Genomic DNA, 18,188 nt, shown 5'->3' on the forward strand with positions numbered 1-18,188 from the left:
TAAATTTAAACAGCGAAAGCTGAATTCTCTATAGAAATTTTGTTTCAAATATGAGTATCGAGAGCAATAACATGATATCATGCACAAAGAAGATAGAGTTTGATGCAGCACATAGAATTATTGATCACCATGGCGCGTGTAAAATGTTGCATGGACATCGTTATGTTATAGAGGTAACTTTTTCGAAATTTCTCAAGGATTTTACTAATCACGACATGGTAATCGATTTTATCATCATAAAGCAAAAATTAGATAGTTGGATAAAACAGCACTGGGATCATAATACGATACTTTCCGAACAAGACAAAGATCTCGGTAATTCTATTGAAAAGTGCACTTCTCAGACGATTTTTTACTTGAAAAAGCAGCCTACTGCAGAAAATATGGCGATATTCTTGATGCAAGAGATTATACCTGTGCTTTTTGACGAATATGGCGTAAAATGTACGAGATTGAGATTAAGAGAAACACCATCATCATTTGTCGAGGTATTGATGTAATAAGCTTATCCAGCTGTTCTTGTTTTTATTATTAATATTATTTGTCTTTTATTACAGCGTAGATATTGAGCCATAATTTGACATCCAATTTGCATCTAGAATTCTATTGGAAGCGATATATTGCTGGCTTTACAGCAATTACCGCAGCTGTAGGAAAGTAGATGAACTTTTTATTTTAGAGAAAGGTATATATACTCTACCGTCGATTGAGCTCATAATTTTAATATTTTATGAAAAATCAATCGATCGTTAAATAAATAATATATAATCCTATGAACAATATTACCATAGCGAATAATTCTTTCATATCAATATATCGTTCGTGTTTGAAGCACGCTCTAACATTACAGGAATGTGTTACCGATATTATGTCAAAAGAATTGAAATCGTTGTATAATGGTGCGATACAAAACTTATCTAGAATATCGTACGCTATAGACATCAAAACAGATGAATCGCCTGAGCTAGATGCGGAATACATCCAGATGTTAAATAAAACAGCATTGCGCAATCAAACTCTTTATTTCTTCAAATCTGAAGCGCTGCTTGCGCATGAAAAAATGATGAGAGAACACATTGAAATTATGCAAGACATGGATGATCAATATGAGGAGATGATTCACCTTCGTACTCTTATTGCACATGGTAACGATATGCTACCGCCTATACGAGCAGAGCAAAAAGAAATGAGAAGTAATATATATGATTCAGACGATAAGATACAAACTCTAAAGATGATGAAGCCAGTGCTGTATAATGCTGCGTTATACGTGATCCATACGAAAGAAGTAGCGCCTACAGCGAAAGATTATCGTCTTTTACAGCATGATATGCTTATAGCTGAAAAACTAAATGAGATGCAAATTAAAGAGAAATATGCTGAAAAATTTACTGATGCAGATACTTTTATAAAAGAGCACTATGGCAAAGTAGAGGAGTTGCAGGACATTATATCTCATCTTCTAGGTAAGTCCGAAGTCATGATACTTACATATCACTCAATGCGTAAGATTCATGAAGAATTAGCAGCGGAGAATATGATGCTTCTGCAATTGAGAATAAAAGAGCAAGTTATGCGGACGCAGCTGAAAGCTATAGAAAAGGAATATTCTGATATATATGCATTTATTGTAAAAAGTATAGATCTTAAATACACTGGTATATTAGGTGAAATGCACGAACTCTCGGAATACATGATAGATTTGCTTTTTGGTACATCTGTTAATACGACGAAAGATGCAGTGATATATAATGTATCCTCGACAGAGTACGAGCAAGCGCCTCTTTCCTTCTTATCTAAGAGAACGAATGTAGTAAATGATATGCAAGCTGAGCACATACAAGATTCTGTAAATGATACGCAAGCTAAGCACCTACAAGATTTTGTAAATGATACACAGGATGAACAGTTATCAGATGATGTACAGAATGAATCTTTAGCAAACTCTGCAGATAACATTAGTTATGAAGAATCAGAATTTAATGATGCATCATCTAACATTGCTATGCATAATGATCTGTAAGAAATAGCAAAGATTCACATACGTCAATTATCGATAGCACACTTTTGCAGCTAATTCTTACAGCTGTAAGGAAGTAAATTAACTTTTCCTCCAGAGGAGCGCATACATGATAATTGACGATCGATCACGCAATTTTGGTATTTGATAAAAAAATCGATCAATTAATTGAATAAATAATATATAATCCTATGAATAATATTACTATAGCGAATAATTCTTTCTTATTGATGAATGATACATGTATAAGGTATAGTTTATCATTACAAGAATGTGTCACTGATATTGTGTCAAAAGAATTGGAATCGTTGTATGATGATGCAGTGCGAAACTTCTCTAGAATGTCGCGTACTATAGGTATCAAAACAGATGAATCACCTGAGCTAAATGCGCAATACATTCAGATGTTAAATAAAACAGCGTTACGCAATCAAACTCTTTATTTCTTCAAATCTGAAGCGCTGCTTGCGCATGAAAAAATGATGAGAGAACACATTATATTAATGTATGATGTAGAGAAGCAGTATAAGGAAATTACTCATCTTCGTGCCATTGTTACGCATGGTAACGATCTGTTACGGCATATACGAGCAGAGCAAAAAGAAATGAGAAGTAATATATATGATTCAGACGATAAGATACAAACTCTAAAGATGATGAAGCCAGTGTTGTATAATGCTGCGTTATACGTGATCCATACGAAAGAAGTAGCGCCTACAGCGAAAGATTATCGTCTTTTACAGCATGATATGCTTATAGCTGACAAGCTATATGAGATGCAAATCAAAGAGAAATATGCTGAAAAATTTACTGATATGGATACTCTTATAAAAGAGCACTATAGCAAAGTAGAGGAGTTGCAGGACATTATATCTCGTCTCTTAGATGATTCCGAAGTCATGATACTTACATATCACTCAATGTGTAAGATTCATGAAGAATTAGCAGCGGAGAATATGATGCTTCTGCAATTAAAAATAGAAGAGCAAGTTATGCAGATGCAACTTGAGACAGTAGAAAAAGAGTACTCTGATGTATATGCATTTATCGTAAAGAGTGTAAATCTTCAATATACTGGTATATTAAGTAGAATGTATGAATTGTTGCGATACATGGAAGATTTGCTTTTTGGTACGTCTATCAAAACGATAGAAGACGCAACAGTACATAATACATCCTCGACAGAATACGAGCAAGTGCCTCCTTTCCTCTTATTTTGGGGAACGAATGTAGTAAATGATATGCAAGCTGAGCACATACAAGATTCTGTAAATGATATGCAAGCTAAGCACCTACAAGATTTTGTAAATGATACACAGGATGAACAGTTATCAGATGATGTACAGAATGAATCTTTAGCAAACTCTGCAGATAACATTAGTTATGAAGAATCAGAATTTAATGATGCATCATCTAACATTGCTATGCATAATGATCTGTAAGAAATAGCAAAGATTCACATACGTCAATTATTGACAGCACACGTCTTCATGTCGGTACTTTAAATCGTACTGACATGCAGATCTGATTTTGTAGCTAATTCTTGCAGTTGTAGGGAAGTAAATTGACTTTTTCTCCAGAGGAACGCATACATGATCATTGACGATCGATCACGCAATTTTGGTATTTGATAAAAAATCGATCAATTAATTAGAGAAATAATATATAATCCTATGACTAATATTACTATAGCCAACTATTCTTTCGTATCGGTATATAATACATGCATGAAGTATAATTTGACATTACAAAAATGCGTTATCGATATCACATCAAAAGAATTGAAATCGTTGTATAATGGCGCGACACAAAACTTGTCCATAATGTCACGTACTATAGGTATTAAAACAAATGAATCACCTGAGCTAGACGCGGAATACATCCAGATGTTAAATAAAACAGCGTTACGCAATCAAACTCTTTATTTCCTAAAATCTGAAACTCTGCTTACGTACGAAAAAATGATGAGAGAACACATTACGTTAATGTATGATGCGGAAGATCAGTATAAGGAAATTACTCATCTTCGTACCATTGTTACGTATGGTAACGATATGCTACAGAATATACGTGCAGAGCAAAAAGAAATGAGAAGTAATATATATAACTCAAATGATAAAATACAAACTCTAAAGATGGTGAAGCCAGTGCTCTATAATGCTGCATTATATGCGCTTCATACGAAAAAAACAGGACCTACAGAGAGAGATTATTACTTTCTACAGCATGATGAGATCATGATGAACATACTCGAGGAAATGAAGATTAAAGAGAAATATGCTGAAAAATTTACTGATGTTAATACTCTTACAAAAGAACATTACAGTAAGGTAATGGAGTTACAAGGTATCATACATCACCTTCTAACACTCCCTCCTATTATGATATTGATATATGATTCAATGTGTAAAATTCATGAAGAATTAGCAGTAGAGAGTATGACGCTTCTGCAATTAAAAATAAAAGAGCAAGTTATGCGGATGCAACTGACAGCTATAGAGAAGGAATATTCTGATGTGTATGCACTTACTATAAAGAGTGCAGATCTTAAGTACAATGGTATATTAGGTGACGTACATGAATTCTCAGAGCATATAGTACATCTTCTTTTGCAGCCTATTATGAATGTTAATGCGTACGGCAAAATGGCGAAGGAAGCTATAGTAGATATGCTTTCAACAAAATCAACAGAACACGAGAAAGCGCATAATGCTTCTCTTTTAGTAAATAAGACAGATGAAGTAAACGACATGCAAACTAAACATCTGCAAAATGTCACAAATGATAGCAGTCATGACGCATTAAATTATGAAGAATCAGCACTTAATGATACGTCATCTAACGTTACTATGCATAATGAACTGTAAGAAATAGCAAAGATTCACATACGTCAATTATTGACAGCACACGTCTTCATGTCGGTACTTTAAATTGTACTGACATGTAGATACGTTTTTTCCGTTATTTCTCCACAATTTTAAAAAGCAAATAGAGAGATACACTTACTTGTTATACCGATAATTGAAGAGGTAATGCACCGTAGCTTTCTGTGATTAGCTTCCGTCTCGCCGAATGATAGAGAAAGATGTTAAATGTGCGGTATTTCTCGATTTTTTTTTACGTATCACTTCTGCGCTTTGATACTAAGTTTGAAGCTGCGTGCTTTTGAGGAGAATGTATGAGCGAGTTTCGATAAGACTACTGTTGCTATACAAAAGTGTAATGAAATAAGTAGTAAAACTACTAAAGGTGGTGGAGGCAAACGGATTCGAACCGATGACCCTCTGCTTGCAAAGCAGATGCTCTACCAACTGAGCTATGCCCCCATTCTGCATTTTGGAGCAGGCGAAGGGAATCGAACCCTCGACTTCAACCTTGGCAAGGTTGCGCTCTACCACTGAGCCACGCCTGCATCCTCACGAAATGTATAACTGAAAATATCAAAATTTACAATAAACACAATAAAAAACTACGAGATACTGTATGCAAGGTAGTCTCCATCAGCGTGATCGATGTGGAAAAATCAGCTACAGTGTAAAAAGTATAAAAAGTGCAGTAAATCCAGTCTTATACTAAGTGCTAATATCTTGCATAATGCTTTGATTCTATCTCGTGGAAATGCTTTTCGTTTGCTTTTGTAGATACCTTGATGTAGGCTATGTTAGTTCATGGCATTTGTACATCTGCAAATTGTCTCATCTGTAATATTTGTTTAAATTCAAAATCGTGAACGATATCCAACAAAGTGTTTACATGATTGTAGCGGAAAAGTCAGGTTTTTCCGTTGAGAAGATAAATGATGAGCTAAATCTGAAAGAAGAGATTAAGGTAGATAGCCTTACCTCTGTAGAACTCGTTATGGCATTAGAAGAGAAGTTTAGAATTGAAATCTCTGATGAAGCGATGCAAAAGGTTGAAACTGTCGGCGATATCATAAAGATAGTTGAAGCTTTAGTAGCAGAAACGAGAAAATAGTAGTAAATAGTAGCATGTTAATTTTTTCCATATAAGTCGATGCGTCATAGGATTGGTCATAGAAAATTTGGCAGAAATTGCGGTCATCGTACTGCTATGTTTAGAAATTTGCTGAAGTCTCTTATTACTCATGAGAAAATAGTTACAACCGTGGCTAAAGCTAAGGATGTGAGACCTCTAGTAGAGAAATTAGTTACAAAATCTAGAACGGAGTCGTTACATACTAGACGATATGCGATATCTCTCTTAGGTGGTAATTGTACTGCAGTAAATAAGTTGTTTACTCTTGGTGCAAAATATACTTCGAGAAATGGCGGATATACGAGGATCGTAAAAATTGGATACAGAAAAGGAGATTCTGCACCATTAGCAGCAATTTCTTTTGTTTAATATTTCTTAGTTTGTGTGCTTTGCTGCTTTTCGCTAATAGTATGAGATAAGCAGTATTTCGTAACTTTCCGTAAGAGATTCTCGGAAAGAGCGCTTGGCGTTTTCGCTTGTTTTGCCTCCGGTAATGGAAGAGATAGAGTATGAAATTTTAGGACGTTTATCTGATTACTCTCTGTGAATTACTGGTATTATCCTTTATATAGTAGAAGAGTACAGTGCGCATATATTGCATCTTCAGTAAAGATACCTGTATTCTCGGTAGTAGTCGCTTTGACTGTTATATTAGTTGACGAGGTAAGTGTTAGGAGTGCTATATTTGCCCTCATATCCTGTACATAAGGCTGTATTTGCGGCTGATCAGCAATGATTGATATATCGATATTGCCGATTTTATACCCTTTTCGCTTCATCAGAGTGACTGCATGTTGTACAAAGACTTCGGATTTGGCATTTTGCCACTTTATATCGCTATTTTGAAAATGAGTACCGATATCAGCTTCTCCTATTGCGCCTAATATTGCATCTGTAATTGCATGTAATACTACATCTCCGTCAGAATGTGCCACAATGTTGTACATGCATTTAAACATTATTCCGCCAAGTGAAATTTGCTCATACTTCTCGGATTTTTTCAATCTATGTATATCTATGCCAGTGCCTATTTTGAAGATATTACGATTTTCATTGTGATGTTTTATACTCTCTTCTGCCATAACGTATTTTCTTGCTTTTTCTAATTGCTTTGGAAAAGTGATCTTAAAATTATTTAACTCTCCTTCTACTCTTAATATCTTGTAATTTGTTGCATGATGCTTATTAAGATAGTAAAGTAGTCCAATATCGTCTATTTTTGCTTCATTCGGTATTTCATGTAGCCTTTGATAGGCATGTTCTATTACTGGAAATCTGAAAATTTGAGGAGTCTGTATTGTATAATATTCTTCTCTTTTGTATACGGATTCTTCTCCACTATATAGCCTAATTGCGTCAACGATTGGTAGTGTTGGCTCTATGGCATCGTATTCAGCATGAGATGACATATATTGCAGCCAATCATCTACTGATTTGTGATTGAACAAAGGCCTAACGGAATCATGTATTGCGACTATAAGTTTATTTAAGCTCCCTCTATCTTGCTCAGCTTTATGCGTTTCCTTTATTGCATTGATAGCATTCATTACGGACAATGCTCTTGTTTCTCCGCCACGTACTATAACAAGATCCTTTTGAGAAGCATTGCGATATCTTGCTATAAGTTGCTCATGTTGTATGAATGCTTTATCAAGTACAAGTACGATATACTCTAATGGTAGTAGCTGAAATTTTGATATAGTGTACTCGACTATATCAGTATCATGGTGCAATTTGTGAAATTGCTTTGGTATGGTACCATCTGAGAATCTTATACCTTGTCCAGCTGCAAGTATTATTCCGATATTAAGCATCAGATGCATAGAAATGATTTAACTCATCAAAGATAGATAAAAGCTCAATTCTTGTCATATTTTCTGCTCTTTTACCGAGATCAATCCCTTTAGCGCAGAGAGACTGCGTGAAAGCATCATAATTATGTAGGGATTTCAGCACATTTCTTATACTTTTCCTTCTATTGTGAAATAGTATTCTTCCAAACTTCATTAAAGATTGGCAGTCGTATTTTGTATCAGCTATCGGCTCTATATATATCAAAGATGATTGTACTTTAGGTGGTGGAGAGAAGACATTAGGCTGAAGATCGAATAATACCTCTGTTTTACATAATGTGTTGATAACAAAGCTTAGAAAGTTACTGCATTTTTCCGCATCTTCACATATCAGATCAGCTACTTCTTTCTGTATCAATATGGTAAAACTCGAGAACATATTAATAGTTTTAAGCCATTTCCAAATAAGTGCTGTAGCGATATTATACGGTAAATTACCTATAATAGTGATTTTACCTTCAATTTGCTGCGAGAGAACATCTCGTATTACGGCATATTCATCTACTTCAAGCGCATCGCAATGTACTACACCTAAGTTACGATATAAAGCTGCAATTTTCTCAAGATGTGAAATGAGATTACGATCTCTTTCTAAGCATATAAGAAATTTAGGCATGCCAACCTTCATTATAGATTGTGTCAATATTCCACACCCACCGCCTATCTCAATGACTATGTGATCTGTAATATGATTTGCATGTAATACTATTTTATCAGTGATATCAGAATTTGTTATGAAATGCTGTCCTAGCGCTTTTATCGGCTTATGATTAATGCTGTCCACAGAGGTAACTTAAATATGAAAGGCAGTTTTTATTTTACTCTTATACTGTCCGAATGTTCTTGCTTTTGAAAGACCTCTATCAATCTGCTGATAGCATTCTTCTTGATTTGCCGTTTCTTTCGAAAGAGATGAGAGTAACGTATAAAGAATTGCGCTAAGAATGAGTCTTTTAGTGTAAAAATTTATATCACTAGATGTATCACGGACTTTTCGCCATATGATATCAGCTTGACTGTAGCAAGTTGCCGTAGTGGTAATCTTATTCTCAATTCTTGTAGCGTAATTGAGTATCGGAAGTCTTTTTTCTCCTAATGATAGGTATGTGTCGCATATCGTATATAATATAGCTCTTATATTTTCTGTTATGCTATTGGATTGCAGTGGAAAATCCTCCAAGCACTCGGTAGTTAGATACAGTTGCAAAAATTTTGTATAACCGGAAATTGTGCTATCGGTAAAGTAAAACGCTAGCCATTTTGCATCCATTACACTCCACAGATATTCTAATATGTCTTCATTCCATCCAATTTTAGAAGAGATCTCGAAGCTTTTGTGCATTAACTCATTTCCTTCAGAACGATGTCTCTTTACAAGAAAACTGTACATCTCATTCAAAAATGTTTATCATCTCGTACACTGACGATGCGACTTGAGTTGCTTTGTTAAAGCACTTTTCGTTGCGATGAACATAAAGTAGATTTAGAAATGTCATATGTCAATCAATTGGTGAGTATTGAAAGTACTCCAAATCCAGAAGCTAAAAAGTTCGTCTTTCAAGCTAGATTAATAGAAAGTTCAACATCGTACATATTCGATAGATCGAGTATATCAAGGTCTTATACTTCCGAATTAGCGGATCTTATTCTAAAGAATGAGGCAGTTTCTGATGTAATGATTGCCGGTGATTTTGTTGTAGTGACAAAAGTTAAAGGTTCTGAATGGAGTTCTCTACAAATGGAGTTATCCTGCTTGCTTGTAGAATATTTCTGCAACTCTCAAGGAGATATCGTAAAATGCACTAATGATGAAGAAAAAAACTGCACCAATGATGAGATTTCTAATCAGATAAAAAAGCTTTTAGATGAACTCGTTAAGCCTGCAGTTGCACAAGATGGCGGAGATATTGTTTTTGTGAAATTTGAAGAAGGAAAAGTATACGTTAAAATGACAGGCGCATGCAACGGGTGTCCGAGTTCAACTTATACTTTGAAAAATGGCGTTGAGGTAATGCTGCAGCATTATATCCCTGAAGTAGTGGAGGTGATTGCTATTTAATTAATCAGTAATGAGCTATGAGTGATATACAGAAAAAAATAGAAGATATTATCAATGCGAATGATATCGTGCTTTTCATGAAAGGTACTGCCTCTATTCCAATGTGCGGTTTCTCCAGTACGGCAGTAGCGATTTTGAATCGTTTTAATCTACACTTTTTGACGATTGATGTATTGTCAGATAATGATATCAGAAGCGGTATCAAGATATATTCAGAATGGCCAACAATCCCTCAGTTATATGTTAAGCAGCAATTCATAGGAGGTTCTGATATTATGAAGATAATGTACGAAAATGGAGAATTTGAATCGTTGTTGAGAAAACACATGTTGTATGATGAGTAATAGTATCAACTATAAAAATGCTACATTTGTATGTGGTACTACAAGCGTTAGTTATGCGTTAAAGCAACTACAGTATCCTGAGATTGCCGTATACGGAAGGTCGAATGTTGGAAAATCAAGTATTATCAATGCAATCACGGAATGTAAGGGATTATGTCGAAAATCGATGAAGCCTGGCTGTACAATGCAGCTTAATTATTTTTTGATTGATGACAAATTGATGATAGTCGATATGCCAGGGTATGGCTTCGCAAGACGTAGTAAAGTCGAGATCGGAAAAAGCTATAATATTGCAAGAAATTATATAGCGAATAGCACATCTCTGAAGGCTTTACTGTTACTGATTGATATAAGGAGAGGATGCAAAGAGAATGATATTGAGATGATAAAGCTATTATGCGAAGAAGGGAGAAGATTTGTAATAGTATTCACTAAAGGCGATAAAGTATGCGAAGAAGCGAGAGAGCATGCTAGATTGAATCTAGAGAGTATTTTAAAAGAGCATGGCCTAGATGAAGGTATAGGAGAAGCAACGATTGTCACAAGTAGTAAAAAAGGTAAAAATATATCAGCATTAAGAGAATTAATCAGTGAAGTTATTTAGAATCGCGATCGATACTAACACCACTGCCTGATTTAGGAGTAACAAGTTTTACGGAATGTTTTGATATATATTGCTTCCACATAGATTGCGATTTGATAGTGCTACTGTGTTTGATGCACAATAAGACTGCACCTATAGTAGCTATCAGTAAGATAAAGCCTATCAGTATTACGTACTGATAATGAGAGTCGTACAATGCAATACCGATTTCTGTTGCTTTGAATACCTTTGGCTGTTTGACTTCGCCTTCTATGTTGAGTAAATACACGTTTACGCACAACAGCGGTACTACTCCAAGAAATGGCCATAGTGCTATTTTTGATTTTTCGTGCATCTCACTTTCTTGTGACATGCCTACTATTGCGAATAAGAAAAGTACCGCAATCGCGCCTACGTATACTATGAGTAGCATGAAGGCAAGATACTCCGCACCCATCATTATGTATAAAAATGATGTACCTACAAACGCAAGTATTACACCAAGTGTAGTGTAAACAAGTACTGATGAAATAACGGTGTATGCTAAGCACAAAATAATAGTGGAAGATATGCAGACGAAAAGAAAGTCGGCGGATAATATCGTTGGACTCATGAACTCGAGATTGTTATGGTGATCCTGATGCGACTCGAACGCATGACCTACTGATTAAAAGTCAGTTGCTCTACCGACTGAGCTACAGGATCACGGCAGTATCTTGACACTACGAGTGGATGGTATAAAAATATGGCTGACTTGTCTATATAATTCGGAAGTTTTCTGAAAATTTCCAAGAAGTTGCTTGGTGAACCGATTGGCGCTGAAGAGATGAGGAGAGGAGGGGAGGAGATGATGGAGAACATGTAATTCTATTTTGTCTCTGAACTTTCGATGTCTTAAAATAACTCACCAAGCAGGCAGGGAGGGCTGTTTCCTTCATGCGAGTTAACGATCATAGACTGTCACAGTTTGAAACTGTCTCAAGTAGCGCTTTAGAGTATTTCTCATATCCGTTGAATTATTTGGTAGAATTTGGTAAATCGTACCAGATATGAATGTAGAGCGGATGATATGAGCTTTGAATTGCTAGGCACGCTGAATAGAGTTCGCAGAAAGAGTAATAAAGGATACGATGTGCTAAGTCCTATTTATGAACTACTTCTCAATGCTGTCAATGCCGAATGTAATAACGAGAAGGTAGATAAAGATGTTACTATCGAGATAGAATACACAACGAAGGAGATACATAAGAAAAAGTATATTAATTATATTAAAATTTCTGATTACGGAGTTGGATTTAGCGAAGACAATTTTCAATCATTCAAAAATCTGTACTCAAGTACAAATCAAAAACTTGGCTGTAAGGGAGTAGGAAGATTTCAAATTATGAGATCTTTTCATCAGATCAAAGTTAAGAGCTTTGATGATAATAAAAGATTTTCTTTCGATTTAGCGGAGTGCAACTATAACCAAAACAACATAGAAGGATTTTCAGAGAAACAGAGCCTTAATAGTTGCGATGCTGAAGCGAAAAAAACGGTAGTTGAATGTGTTTATGATATAGCGAAAAAGAATAAGGATTTTGATGATGCTATACCTATGGCAGCGCCTGATGAAGAGGACGTGAAGGAGAAAATTTTTTCAAAATTACTACTGAAATTAATATTACTTAAGAAAAGTGAATTTTGCATCGATATTAAATTGCAAGGTAAAAGTTTCATTACAAATACTGATATTGACGATCTGTCTGATATTGAGCAATCTTTTACTATCAAGGATATTGATGATAAGTTTACAATCTATCATTTGGTGACTAACCGTATTAAAGCAAAAACGAATGAATGTAGAAATTATATTACATATGTAGCGGATGCTGTTGAGGTGACGAAAGACACATCTTTTTTTCAAGGTAAATCAAAATTTTTATACGAAGATGATGAGAAGAAGCGATATATAGGTATTATAGAAAGTGACTATTTAAATAAACATGTTTCAGATAATAGGGAGGAATTTGATATAAAGCAGGAGACTTTTGATAGTATTACAGAGAGTTGCAATGAACAAGTTGAGCGTAAGCTGAAAAAGGAACTCGAAAAGTACTATTCTGTTCAAGAGGATAAAATTAATAGAGTAAACGATATGTATCCATTCTTAAAAGTAAAAGATCGATGTTTTGAGTACAAGCCGGATGACACGGAGGATGATATAGCTGAAAAAGGTTACATTTATTTGGCAAAAAAAGGATTTAAAAGCTTTAATGGTCTTAAAGAAAGGCTACTACAGTTCAATGAGAAGATAGCAGATAACATAAAGGACAAACAAGGAACATTATTTCCAGAGACTTCTTTAAAAGAAGAAATTTGTAATATAGCTGACGCAATTCAGAATGTTAGGAAGGATTCTTTAGCACGCGCGGTAACAGAAGAGTATGTAATCTTGCGGTTACTCGAAGAATATATTAAGCAAGAAAGTAAAGAATCTTGTATACATGAGCTTGTCTTTCCAAGATTTAAAAAGTACAGTAACGAAGAAAAAGAAGCATATGATAAAGCCAATTTATGGCTGATTGACGACAAGTATATCGGTTATAACCATGAGTATATCGCTTCTGATCTAAAAATTGAAGACTTTGAAGTGGAACTATCAGACAGATCTGGGGCAGCGAATAAAGAGAAAAGAAAGAGGCCAGATTTATGTATATTCCAAGATAGTGAACACATCGAGCCAGTAGTGATAATAGAGTTTAAATCACAATCATCACGAGAGCAAATAAAGCACGTTACTGACCAGGTCGAGGAGTATGCGAAGATAATCAGTGCAATGTCGAGTAATCGATATTCGAGATTCACATTACTGATTATTCAGCCGATTGAAAAAATGGAATCTACTCAAGGTTATCTGAATGAAGAGGGCTGGACTATTTTGAAAGAGTCACATCATTATATGAAGGTTCCGCAAGGTGTATATAATAACAAAAGAGAGCCAATACATCTAACGTATGAATTAATAAGTATAAAGAGATTTGCAGAATTAGCAAAAAAGCGCAAAGAGAAGTACATAAAAGCTTTAGGGCTAGAGCTGCCGAAATAGCTTATTTTAGCGAGTGTATTCAGCATTTTCGCAATTTCTGAATTCTCATTTTGGATGGGTAGATTATCTTGATTACCCTAACCGTAAGCACAACTCGCCGTTACACGCGACCGTGCAGAGACTTGGCTCCCCGGGTTGGATTCGAACCAACGGCCAAGCGGTTAACAGCCGCTTGCTCTGCCACTGAGCTACCGAGGAATTTATGAGACATACATCATCTCACAATATAGAGTAGTATACGATTTTGAGTGTACGTTCAATTACAAATTAGCAAATTCACTTCTTAAATTCTAAAAACAAAAAATTTGCTCATTAAATCCGACAATATCTAGTGCAGCGATCGTTGGAATTACGTCAAAACATTTTTGTGCTACCTCCATTTTTCCATCTCTTATAAGGATCTTATTTAATTTCTCCACTAGCTTATGTAAATACAATACATCATATGCAGCGTACTCCTTTTGTTCTTCTGTGAGGACTGCTTCTCCCCAATCCGATGTTTGTTGCGTTTTAGATAGTTTTACTCCGAGTAATTCTGCGCAAAGCGATTTTAGTCCGTGATAATCCGTAAAGGTGCGTGACAACTTTGAAGCGATTTTTGTACAATATATATTCTTCATTGATATATTAAATGATTGCTGTAGTTTTGCTACATCAAATCTTGCGAAATGAAAGATCTTTAAGAGTTTTTCATTAGACAGGAGCGTAGTGAGATTGACCGCTTCTATATAGTCGTTTTTGCTGCGGAAATGCACGAGATGCACTTCATCTGTGCCGAAGCACAATTGCACTAAACACATCCTATCTCTCATTATATGCAATCCCATTGCTTCTGTATCAAGCGCTACGGCAGTGTATTCATTCTCGAGTAGCGACGACGGTATATCGTTAATGTGATAGTGTACGATCATACAAAAAGATTGACTAAAACAGTATCTAAGAGGAAGATTATCATCCTTGTCTAGATTATAAAAAATCGTGAAAGAGTACAGTAAAATATGCGCTTTACTTTCTGAGAAGAAAGAAATGACTGCTAAGTGGTACAAAGAACTAGTTGATAGATACACTGCCAATGACATCGTTGTGCCTTTATATTACTCGATTGATTTCAGAGAGTCCTGCTATAAGAGTACCGTGGTAGATTGTAATATGTTTCCTGCGGGTTTCATGCATGTACGGTATAATGAAGAAATTGTACAGGCATTTCAGAAGTATATTTCAGAATATACTGATAAGTTTCGTAAAAGTATATCAGCAATATATCTTATACCTGAGAACTTTACTCGAAACTCATTCTATATACGGAATGTTGTAAGATTGTCGAAGATTCTTCGAGAAGTGGCTTTAAGACTCAAGGTAGAGTTTTCTTTATTGTTGGACACTGATAACGAATTGTTATTTATCGAATTGCAAGATGCAATCATGAATTTTCGACAATTGCCAATTTTACAGTATAATACCACCATAAACGACGATGCTTTAATCATTTTGAATAAAGACCTTACAAATGGTATGTCTTCGATATTATCGTCTGCGAAGAGTGTGTTACCTAATCCTCTATATGGCTGGTATCGCAGAAGTAAGTATAACTTTTTTCAAAAATATGAAGCGCTTGCAGTGGAAGTTTCAAAGATTCTGAATTGCGATTCGTGGTTCTTTTGTTCGTTGATATCATATGTCTCAATGAGTGGAGATAGTTGGAAGAGTGAAAGCGAATCTTTAGCATTGGCAGTAGATTCTCTTATAAAAAGAATTAGCGAAAAATATGCATTATACGGGATTAAAGATGCACCTAAGGTATTTGTGAAATCAGACAACGGTACATTTGGTAGGGCGAATATTGCTGTATTTTCAGGCGATGACATCAGAAAGCTTAATAAGAAGAATAGAGAAGAGCTTTATAAAAGCGGTATAGAAAATAACTTTGTAATACAAGAATGCGTGTATAGCACTTTATGTAATGAAAACGAGAAGCTGTTTCTCTCATCATTAATGTCAGAGAATGCTTCGTGCGAACGTATGCTATATACTATTGGCGGACAGCATCACGCCACTTTATTACGAACTAATACCAAAAAAGGAAGTGGCGAGAATCTGAATACTCCTGGAATGTCAATCGCAAATATAGACCATATACCTTACAGTAATCCTTTGGAAGGCCTTATAGTACAACTTACTACTCTTGCTACTATGGAAGAGTTATCTTGTATATGCTAGACTTCTACGTGTGAAGGAGCTTAATTCGTGAAAATGATACTGATACCATTAGATTATTGGATTTCAAATCTGATTTGGCTATGCATTTCTCTTGGTGCATTGTTTTTATTTTGTCATTTTGTATTTATTCCTAGACTTATGTATAGAAAGCGGCAAAGAGCGGATGTATTGCAGTCTAATGTCGCTTTAATAAGTAAGATCGAAAAAGAGATAGAGCTTATACAGGTACAAGTAGAGCAGGAACTGCATACTACTTCTCAAAAATGTAAAGATATCGATGCTAGCGCTATAATGAAAGCAAGGGACATAGTAGAATCTACTAGGACAAAGTTGAAGCAGCAGTACAGGGAGCGCTATATGAAAATGAGCGCAGAATTAACAGTGAGTGCAGAAGAATTACATAGTACTACTGATGAGTTAGTTAAGGACGCATATCTGCAAATTGTGGAAGAGTATCGCCTTAAATCACATCTCTAATCTTTTCGCTTTTAAATTACTACACCATATTGCAGCGCAAAAGTACGTAGTACCTACTGCTGTGAAGACAGATGATAGTATGCCTACAGTAATTGTAACTGCAAACCCTCTCAGCGCACTCATTCCGAATATGTACAAAGCGAGTGCTGCTATGATTGTTGTGATGTTAGCGTCGAGAATTGTTCTCATTACCTGCGCATAAGACTTTTTAATCGTAGCAACGATATGTTTTTTAGAAATACTACCTTCTTCCGTTCTGATGTGACGAAGCTCCTCTTTTATTTTTTCAAAAATTAGAATATTTGCGTCAACTGCCATACCTAGAGTTAGTACGATACCTGCGATTCCTGGAAGCGTAAGTGTTGCATTCATAAGCGATATAATGCCAATTATGATAACAAGATTTAAGAACAAACTGATATTAGTAAAAAGTCCCCATATTTTGTAAAAGAGTATCATGAAAACTACGATACATAGCAGTGCAATGATAGTTGCGACGGTGCCAGAGTGTACCGATGCTTCTCCTAGTGTAGGACCTATTACCTTTTCTTCTACTATTGTTAATGCTACTGGAAGACTACCAGAGCGCAGCATAGAAGCTAATTCGTTGGCACTTTCTAGTGAAAATGAACCTGATATCATACCATTTCCTCCACGTATAGGCTCTTTTATTGATGGCGCACTGATAATTCTATTATCGATGACAATTGCAATATATTTTCCTACGTTTTTAGATGTATATGTGCCGAATTTTTGCGCGCCTTCGCTATTTAAAGAAAATGATACTACATATTCACCACCATTACTCAGTGCTCTCGCATCAACTATCATAGAACCGTCTATAATAGGGCGCTTATAGACGTATAGTTTTTTCTGATCTATATCGTTATTCAAGAGAGGCAATTCTTCCATGGAAGTACTTCGTGTTCTCTGTTTATCTGATAAAACAACTTCTTTTAATTCAAGTTTTGCGGTAGTACCGAGTAATCTCTTGATACTCTGCATATCGTAGATTCCTGGTATATTGAGTAAAATTTTATTTTCCTGAAATTTTATCACCTCTATTTCTTTTGTCCCTGATTCATCAACTCTTTTTTTTATGATTTCTATAATTCTCTCTATCAACGATTCGGTAATTATTTGATTATGCTTTTCTGTAAGAGTGATGTTAATACCGTTTGTTGTTTCCGTTACGCATTGCGTACACGTAGTTTTTCCAAGATCTGAAACTAATTCTTTCAACTGTCTCTCATCCAACTTTACACCTACGATTTGTAGTACGTTATCCTGTATATCTATACTCGAGTAGCTTATGTTATTCTTGTACAAGAAAGATTCAATATCCGTACTTTTAGACTCAAGAGCAGTCTTAATGTATGAATTAATATCGAGTTCCGCAGTGATGGAGATACCTCCTTTTAAATCTAACCCCATTGTGATTGGTGCAGTGATAAAATGCCTCTCATTATATTTGATACCTTTCGCATTTAAAAATGTAGGAATTGCACAATATGTAAAAAAGAAGCACACAAGACAGTAGAGTGTTAGCGA

At 35.3% G+C, this 18,188-nt stretch carries 18 protein-coding genes and 4 tRNA genes; 12 read left to right on the forward strand and 10 right to left on the reverse strand.

What is annotated here, in order from left to right:
* Window positions 1–50 precede the first annotated feature (50 nt).
* From Fsol_RS00395 to Fsol_RS00410, 4 genes are all read left to right on the forward strand, one after another.
* Complete coding sequence (locus tag Fsol_RS00395) at window positions 51–500, forward strand: 6-pyruvoyl trahydropterin synthase family protein (protein WP_233485216.1); 450 nt, start codon at window positions 51–53, stop codon at window positions 498–500.
* 272 nt (window positions 501–772) lie between these two features.
* Window positions 773–2,023 carry a hypothetical protein gene (locus tag Fsol_RS00400; RefSeq protein WP_145958091.1) on the forward strand — a complete coding sequence of 417 codons (1,251 nt, stop codon included), beginning with the start codon at window positions 773–775 and terminating at the stop codon, window positions 2,021–2,023.
* 188 nt (window positions 2,024–2,211) lie between these two features.
* Complete coding sequence (locus tag Fsol_RS00405; RefSeq protein ID WP_108672942.1) at window positions 2,212–3,462, forward strand: hypothetical protein; 1,251 nt, start codon at window positions 2,212–2,214, stop codon at window positions 3,460–3,462.
* Window positions 3,463–3,693: 231 nt separating this feature from the next.
* Window positions 3,694–4,887: a hypothetical protein gene (locus tag Fsol_RS00410; RefSeq protein ID WP_145958092.1), complete on the forward strand. Its 1,194-nt coding sequence runs from the start codon at window positions 3,694–3,696 to the stop codon at window positions 4,885–4,887.
* Window positions 4,888–5,270: 383 nt separating this feature from the next.
* Here Fsol_RS00410 and Fsol_RS00415 read toward each other — a convergent pair.
* Together Fsol_RS00415 and Fsol_RS00420 are read right to left on the reverse strand one after the other, a co-directional pair.
* Window positions 5,271–5,346: transfer RNA gene (locus Fsol_RS00415), tRNA-Ala, on the reverse strand.
* 11 nt (window positions 5,347–5,357) lie between these two features.
* A tRNA-Gly gene (locus Fsol_RS00420) sits at window positions 5,358–5,432 on the reverse strand.
* 296 nt (window positions 5,433–5,728) lie between these two features.
* Between Fsol_RS00420 and Fsol_RS00425 the strand changes: the two genes are divergently transcribed.
* Window positions 5,729–5,995 (forward strand): acyl carrier protein, encoded by a 267-nt coding sequence (locus Fsol_RS00425; RefSeq protein ID WP_145958093.1) that lies wholly within the window; start codon window positions 5,729–5,731, stop codon window positions 5,993–5,995.
* 39 nt (window positions 5,996–6,034) lie between these two features.
* The gene (gene rplQ, locus Fsol_RS00430; RefSeq protein ID WP_108672945.1) at window positions 6,035–6,385 is read left to right on the forward strand and encodes a 50S ribosomal protein L17; all 351 of its coding nucleotides are present in this window, start codon (window positions 6,035–6,037) and stop codon (window positions 6,383–6,385) included.
* A gap of 188 nt (window positions 6,386–6,573) precedes the next feature.
* On the opposite strand, the gene ispF is transcribed toward rplQ, so the two are convergent.
* From ispF to Fsol_RS00445, 3 genes are read right to left on the reverse strand one after another with little or no spacing between them, the layout of a single operon-like run.
* Complete coding sequence (ispF, locus tag Fsol_RS00435) at window positions 6,574–7,830, reverse strand: 2-C-methyl-D-erythritol 2,4-cyclodiphosphate synthase (RefSeq protein ID WP_158521583.1); 1,257 nt, start codon at window positions 7,828–7,830, stop codon at window positions 6,574–6,576.
* Entirely contained in the window at window positions 7,823–8,653 is an 831-nt protein-coding gene (gene rsmA, locus Fsol_RS00440; protein ID WP_108672947.1) for a 16S rRNA (adenine(1518)-N(6)/adenine(1519)-N(6))-dimethyltransferase RsmA, read from the reverse strand. The genes ispF and rsmA overlap by 8 nt, the downstream gene beginning before the upstream one ends.
* Before the next feature lie 9 nt (window positions 8,654–8,662).
* Complete coding sequence (locus tag Fsol_RS00445) at window positions 8,663–9,259, reverse strand: ubiquinone biosynthesis protein COQ9 (RefSeq protein WP_108672948.1); 597 nt, start codon at window positions 9,257–9,259, stop codon at window positions 8,663–8,665.
* Between the two features lie 99 nt (window positions 9,260–9,358).
* On the opposite strand from Fsol_RS00445, the gene Fsol_RS00450 reads away from it, so the two are divergent.
* From Fsol_RS00450 to yihA, 3 genes are read left to right on the forward strand one after another with little or no spacing between them, the layout of a single operon-like run.
* Window positions 9,359–9,928 carry a NifU family protein gene (locus Fsol_RS00450; RefSeq protein ID WP_108672949.1) on the forward strand — a complete coding sequence of 190 codons (570 nt, stop codon included), beginning with the start codon at window positions 9,359–9,361 and terminating at the stop codon, window positions 9,926–9,928.
* A gap of 17 nt (window positions 9,929–9,945) precedes the next feature.
* Entirely contained in the window at window positions 9,946–10,272 is a 327-nt protein-coding gene (grxD, locus tag Fsol_RS00455; protein ID WP_108672950.1) for a Grx4 family monothiol glutaredoxin, read from the forward strand.
* Window positions 10,265–10,876 carry a ribosome biogenesis GTP-binding protein YihA/YsxC gene (gene yihA / locus Fsol_RS00460; protein WP_158521584.1) on the forward strand — a complete coding sequence of 204 codons (612 nt, stop codon included), beginning with the start codon at window positions 10,265–10,267 and terminating at the stop codon, window positions 10,874–10,876. Before grxD ends, yihA begins: the two co-directional genes overlap by 8 nt.
* Here yihA and Fsol_RS00465 read toward each other — a convergent pair.
* On the reverse strand, window positions 10,869–11,408 hold the full coding sequence (locus Fsol_RS00465) for an NADH-quinone oxidoreductase subunit J family protein (protein WP_158521585.1): 540 nt from the start codon (window positions 11,406–11,408) through the stop codon (window positions 10,869–10,871). The genes yihA and Fsol_RS00465 overlap by 8 nt on opposite strands.
* A 76-nt stretch (window positions 11,409–11,484) precedes the next feature.
* Window positions 11,485–11,560, reverse strand: a tRNA-Lys gene (locus Fsol_RS00470).
* 364 nt (window positions 11,561–11,924) lie between these two features.
* Between Fsol_RS00470 and Fsol_RS00475 the strand changes: the two genes are divergently transcribed.
* Window positions 11,925–13,943, forward strand: a complete 2,019-nt coding sequence (locus tag Fsol_RS00475; protein ID WP_145958094.1) for an ATP-binding protein — start codon at window positions 11,925–11,927, stop codon at window positions 13,941–13,943.
* Window positions 13,944–14,066: 123 nt separating this feature from the next.
* Here the strand turns inward: Fsol_RS00475 and Fsol_RS00480 are convergent.
* Window positions 14,067–14,141: transfer RNA gene (locus tag Fsol_RS00480), tRNA-Asn, on the reverse strand.
* Window positions 14,142–14,233: 92 nt separating this feature from the next.
* The gene (locus tag Fsol_RS00485) at window positions 14,234–14,854 is read right to left on the reverse strand and encodes a ribonuclease D (RefSeq protein ID WP_108672954.1); all 621 of its coding nucleotides are present in this window, start codon (window positions 14,852–14,854) and stop codon (window positions 14,234–14,236) included.
* Between the two features lie 67 nt (window positions 14,855–14,921).
* Between Fsol_RS00485 and Fsol_RS00490 the strand changes: the two genes are divergently transcribed.
* Complete coding sequence (locus Fsol_RS00490; protein ID WP_108672955.1) at window positions 14,922–16,160, forward strand: glutamate--cysteine ligase; 1,239 nt, start codon at window positions 14,922–14,924, stop codon at window positions 16,158–16,160.
* Between the two features lie 33 nt (window positions 16,161–16,193).
* Window positions 16,194–16,637: an ATP synthase subunit B family protein gene (locus Fsol_RS00495; protein WP_108672956.1), complete on the forward strand. Its 444-nt coding sequence runs from the start codon at window positions 16,194–16,196 to the stop codon at window positions 16,635–16,637.
* On the opposite strand, the gene secD is transcribed toward Fsol_RS00495, so the two are convergent.
* On the reverse strand, window positions 16,626–18,167 hold the full coding sequence (gene secD / locus Fsol_RS00500; protein ID WP_158521586.1) for a protein translocase subunit SecD: 1,542 nt from the start codon (window positions 18,165–18,167) through the stop codon (window positions 16,626–16,628). The two genes, Fsol_RS00495 and secD, sit on opposite strands and share 12 nt — an antisense overlap.
* Window positions 18,168–18,188 lie beyond the last annotated feature (21 nt).

Source organism: Candidatus Fokinia solitaria (genome assembly GCF_003072485.1).
In the GTDB taxonomy this organism is placed as follows: Bacteria; Pseudomonadota; Alphaproteobacteria; order Rickettsiales; family Midichloriaceae; genus Fokinia; species Fokinia solitaria.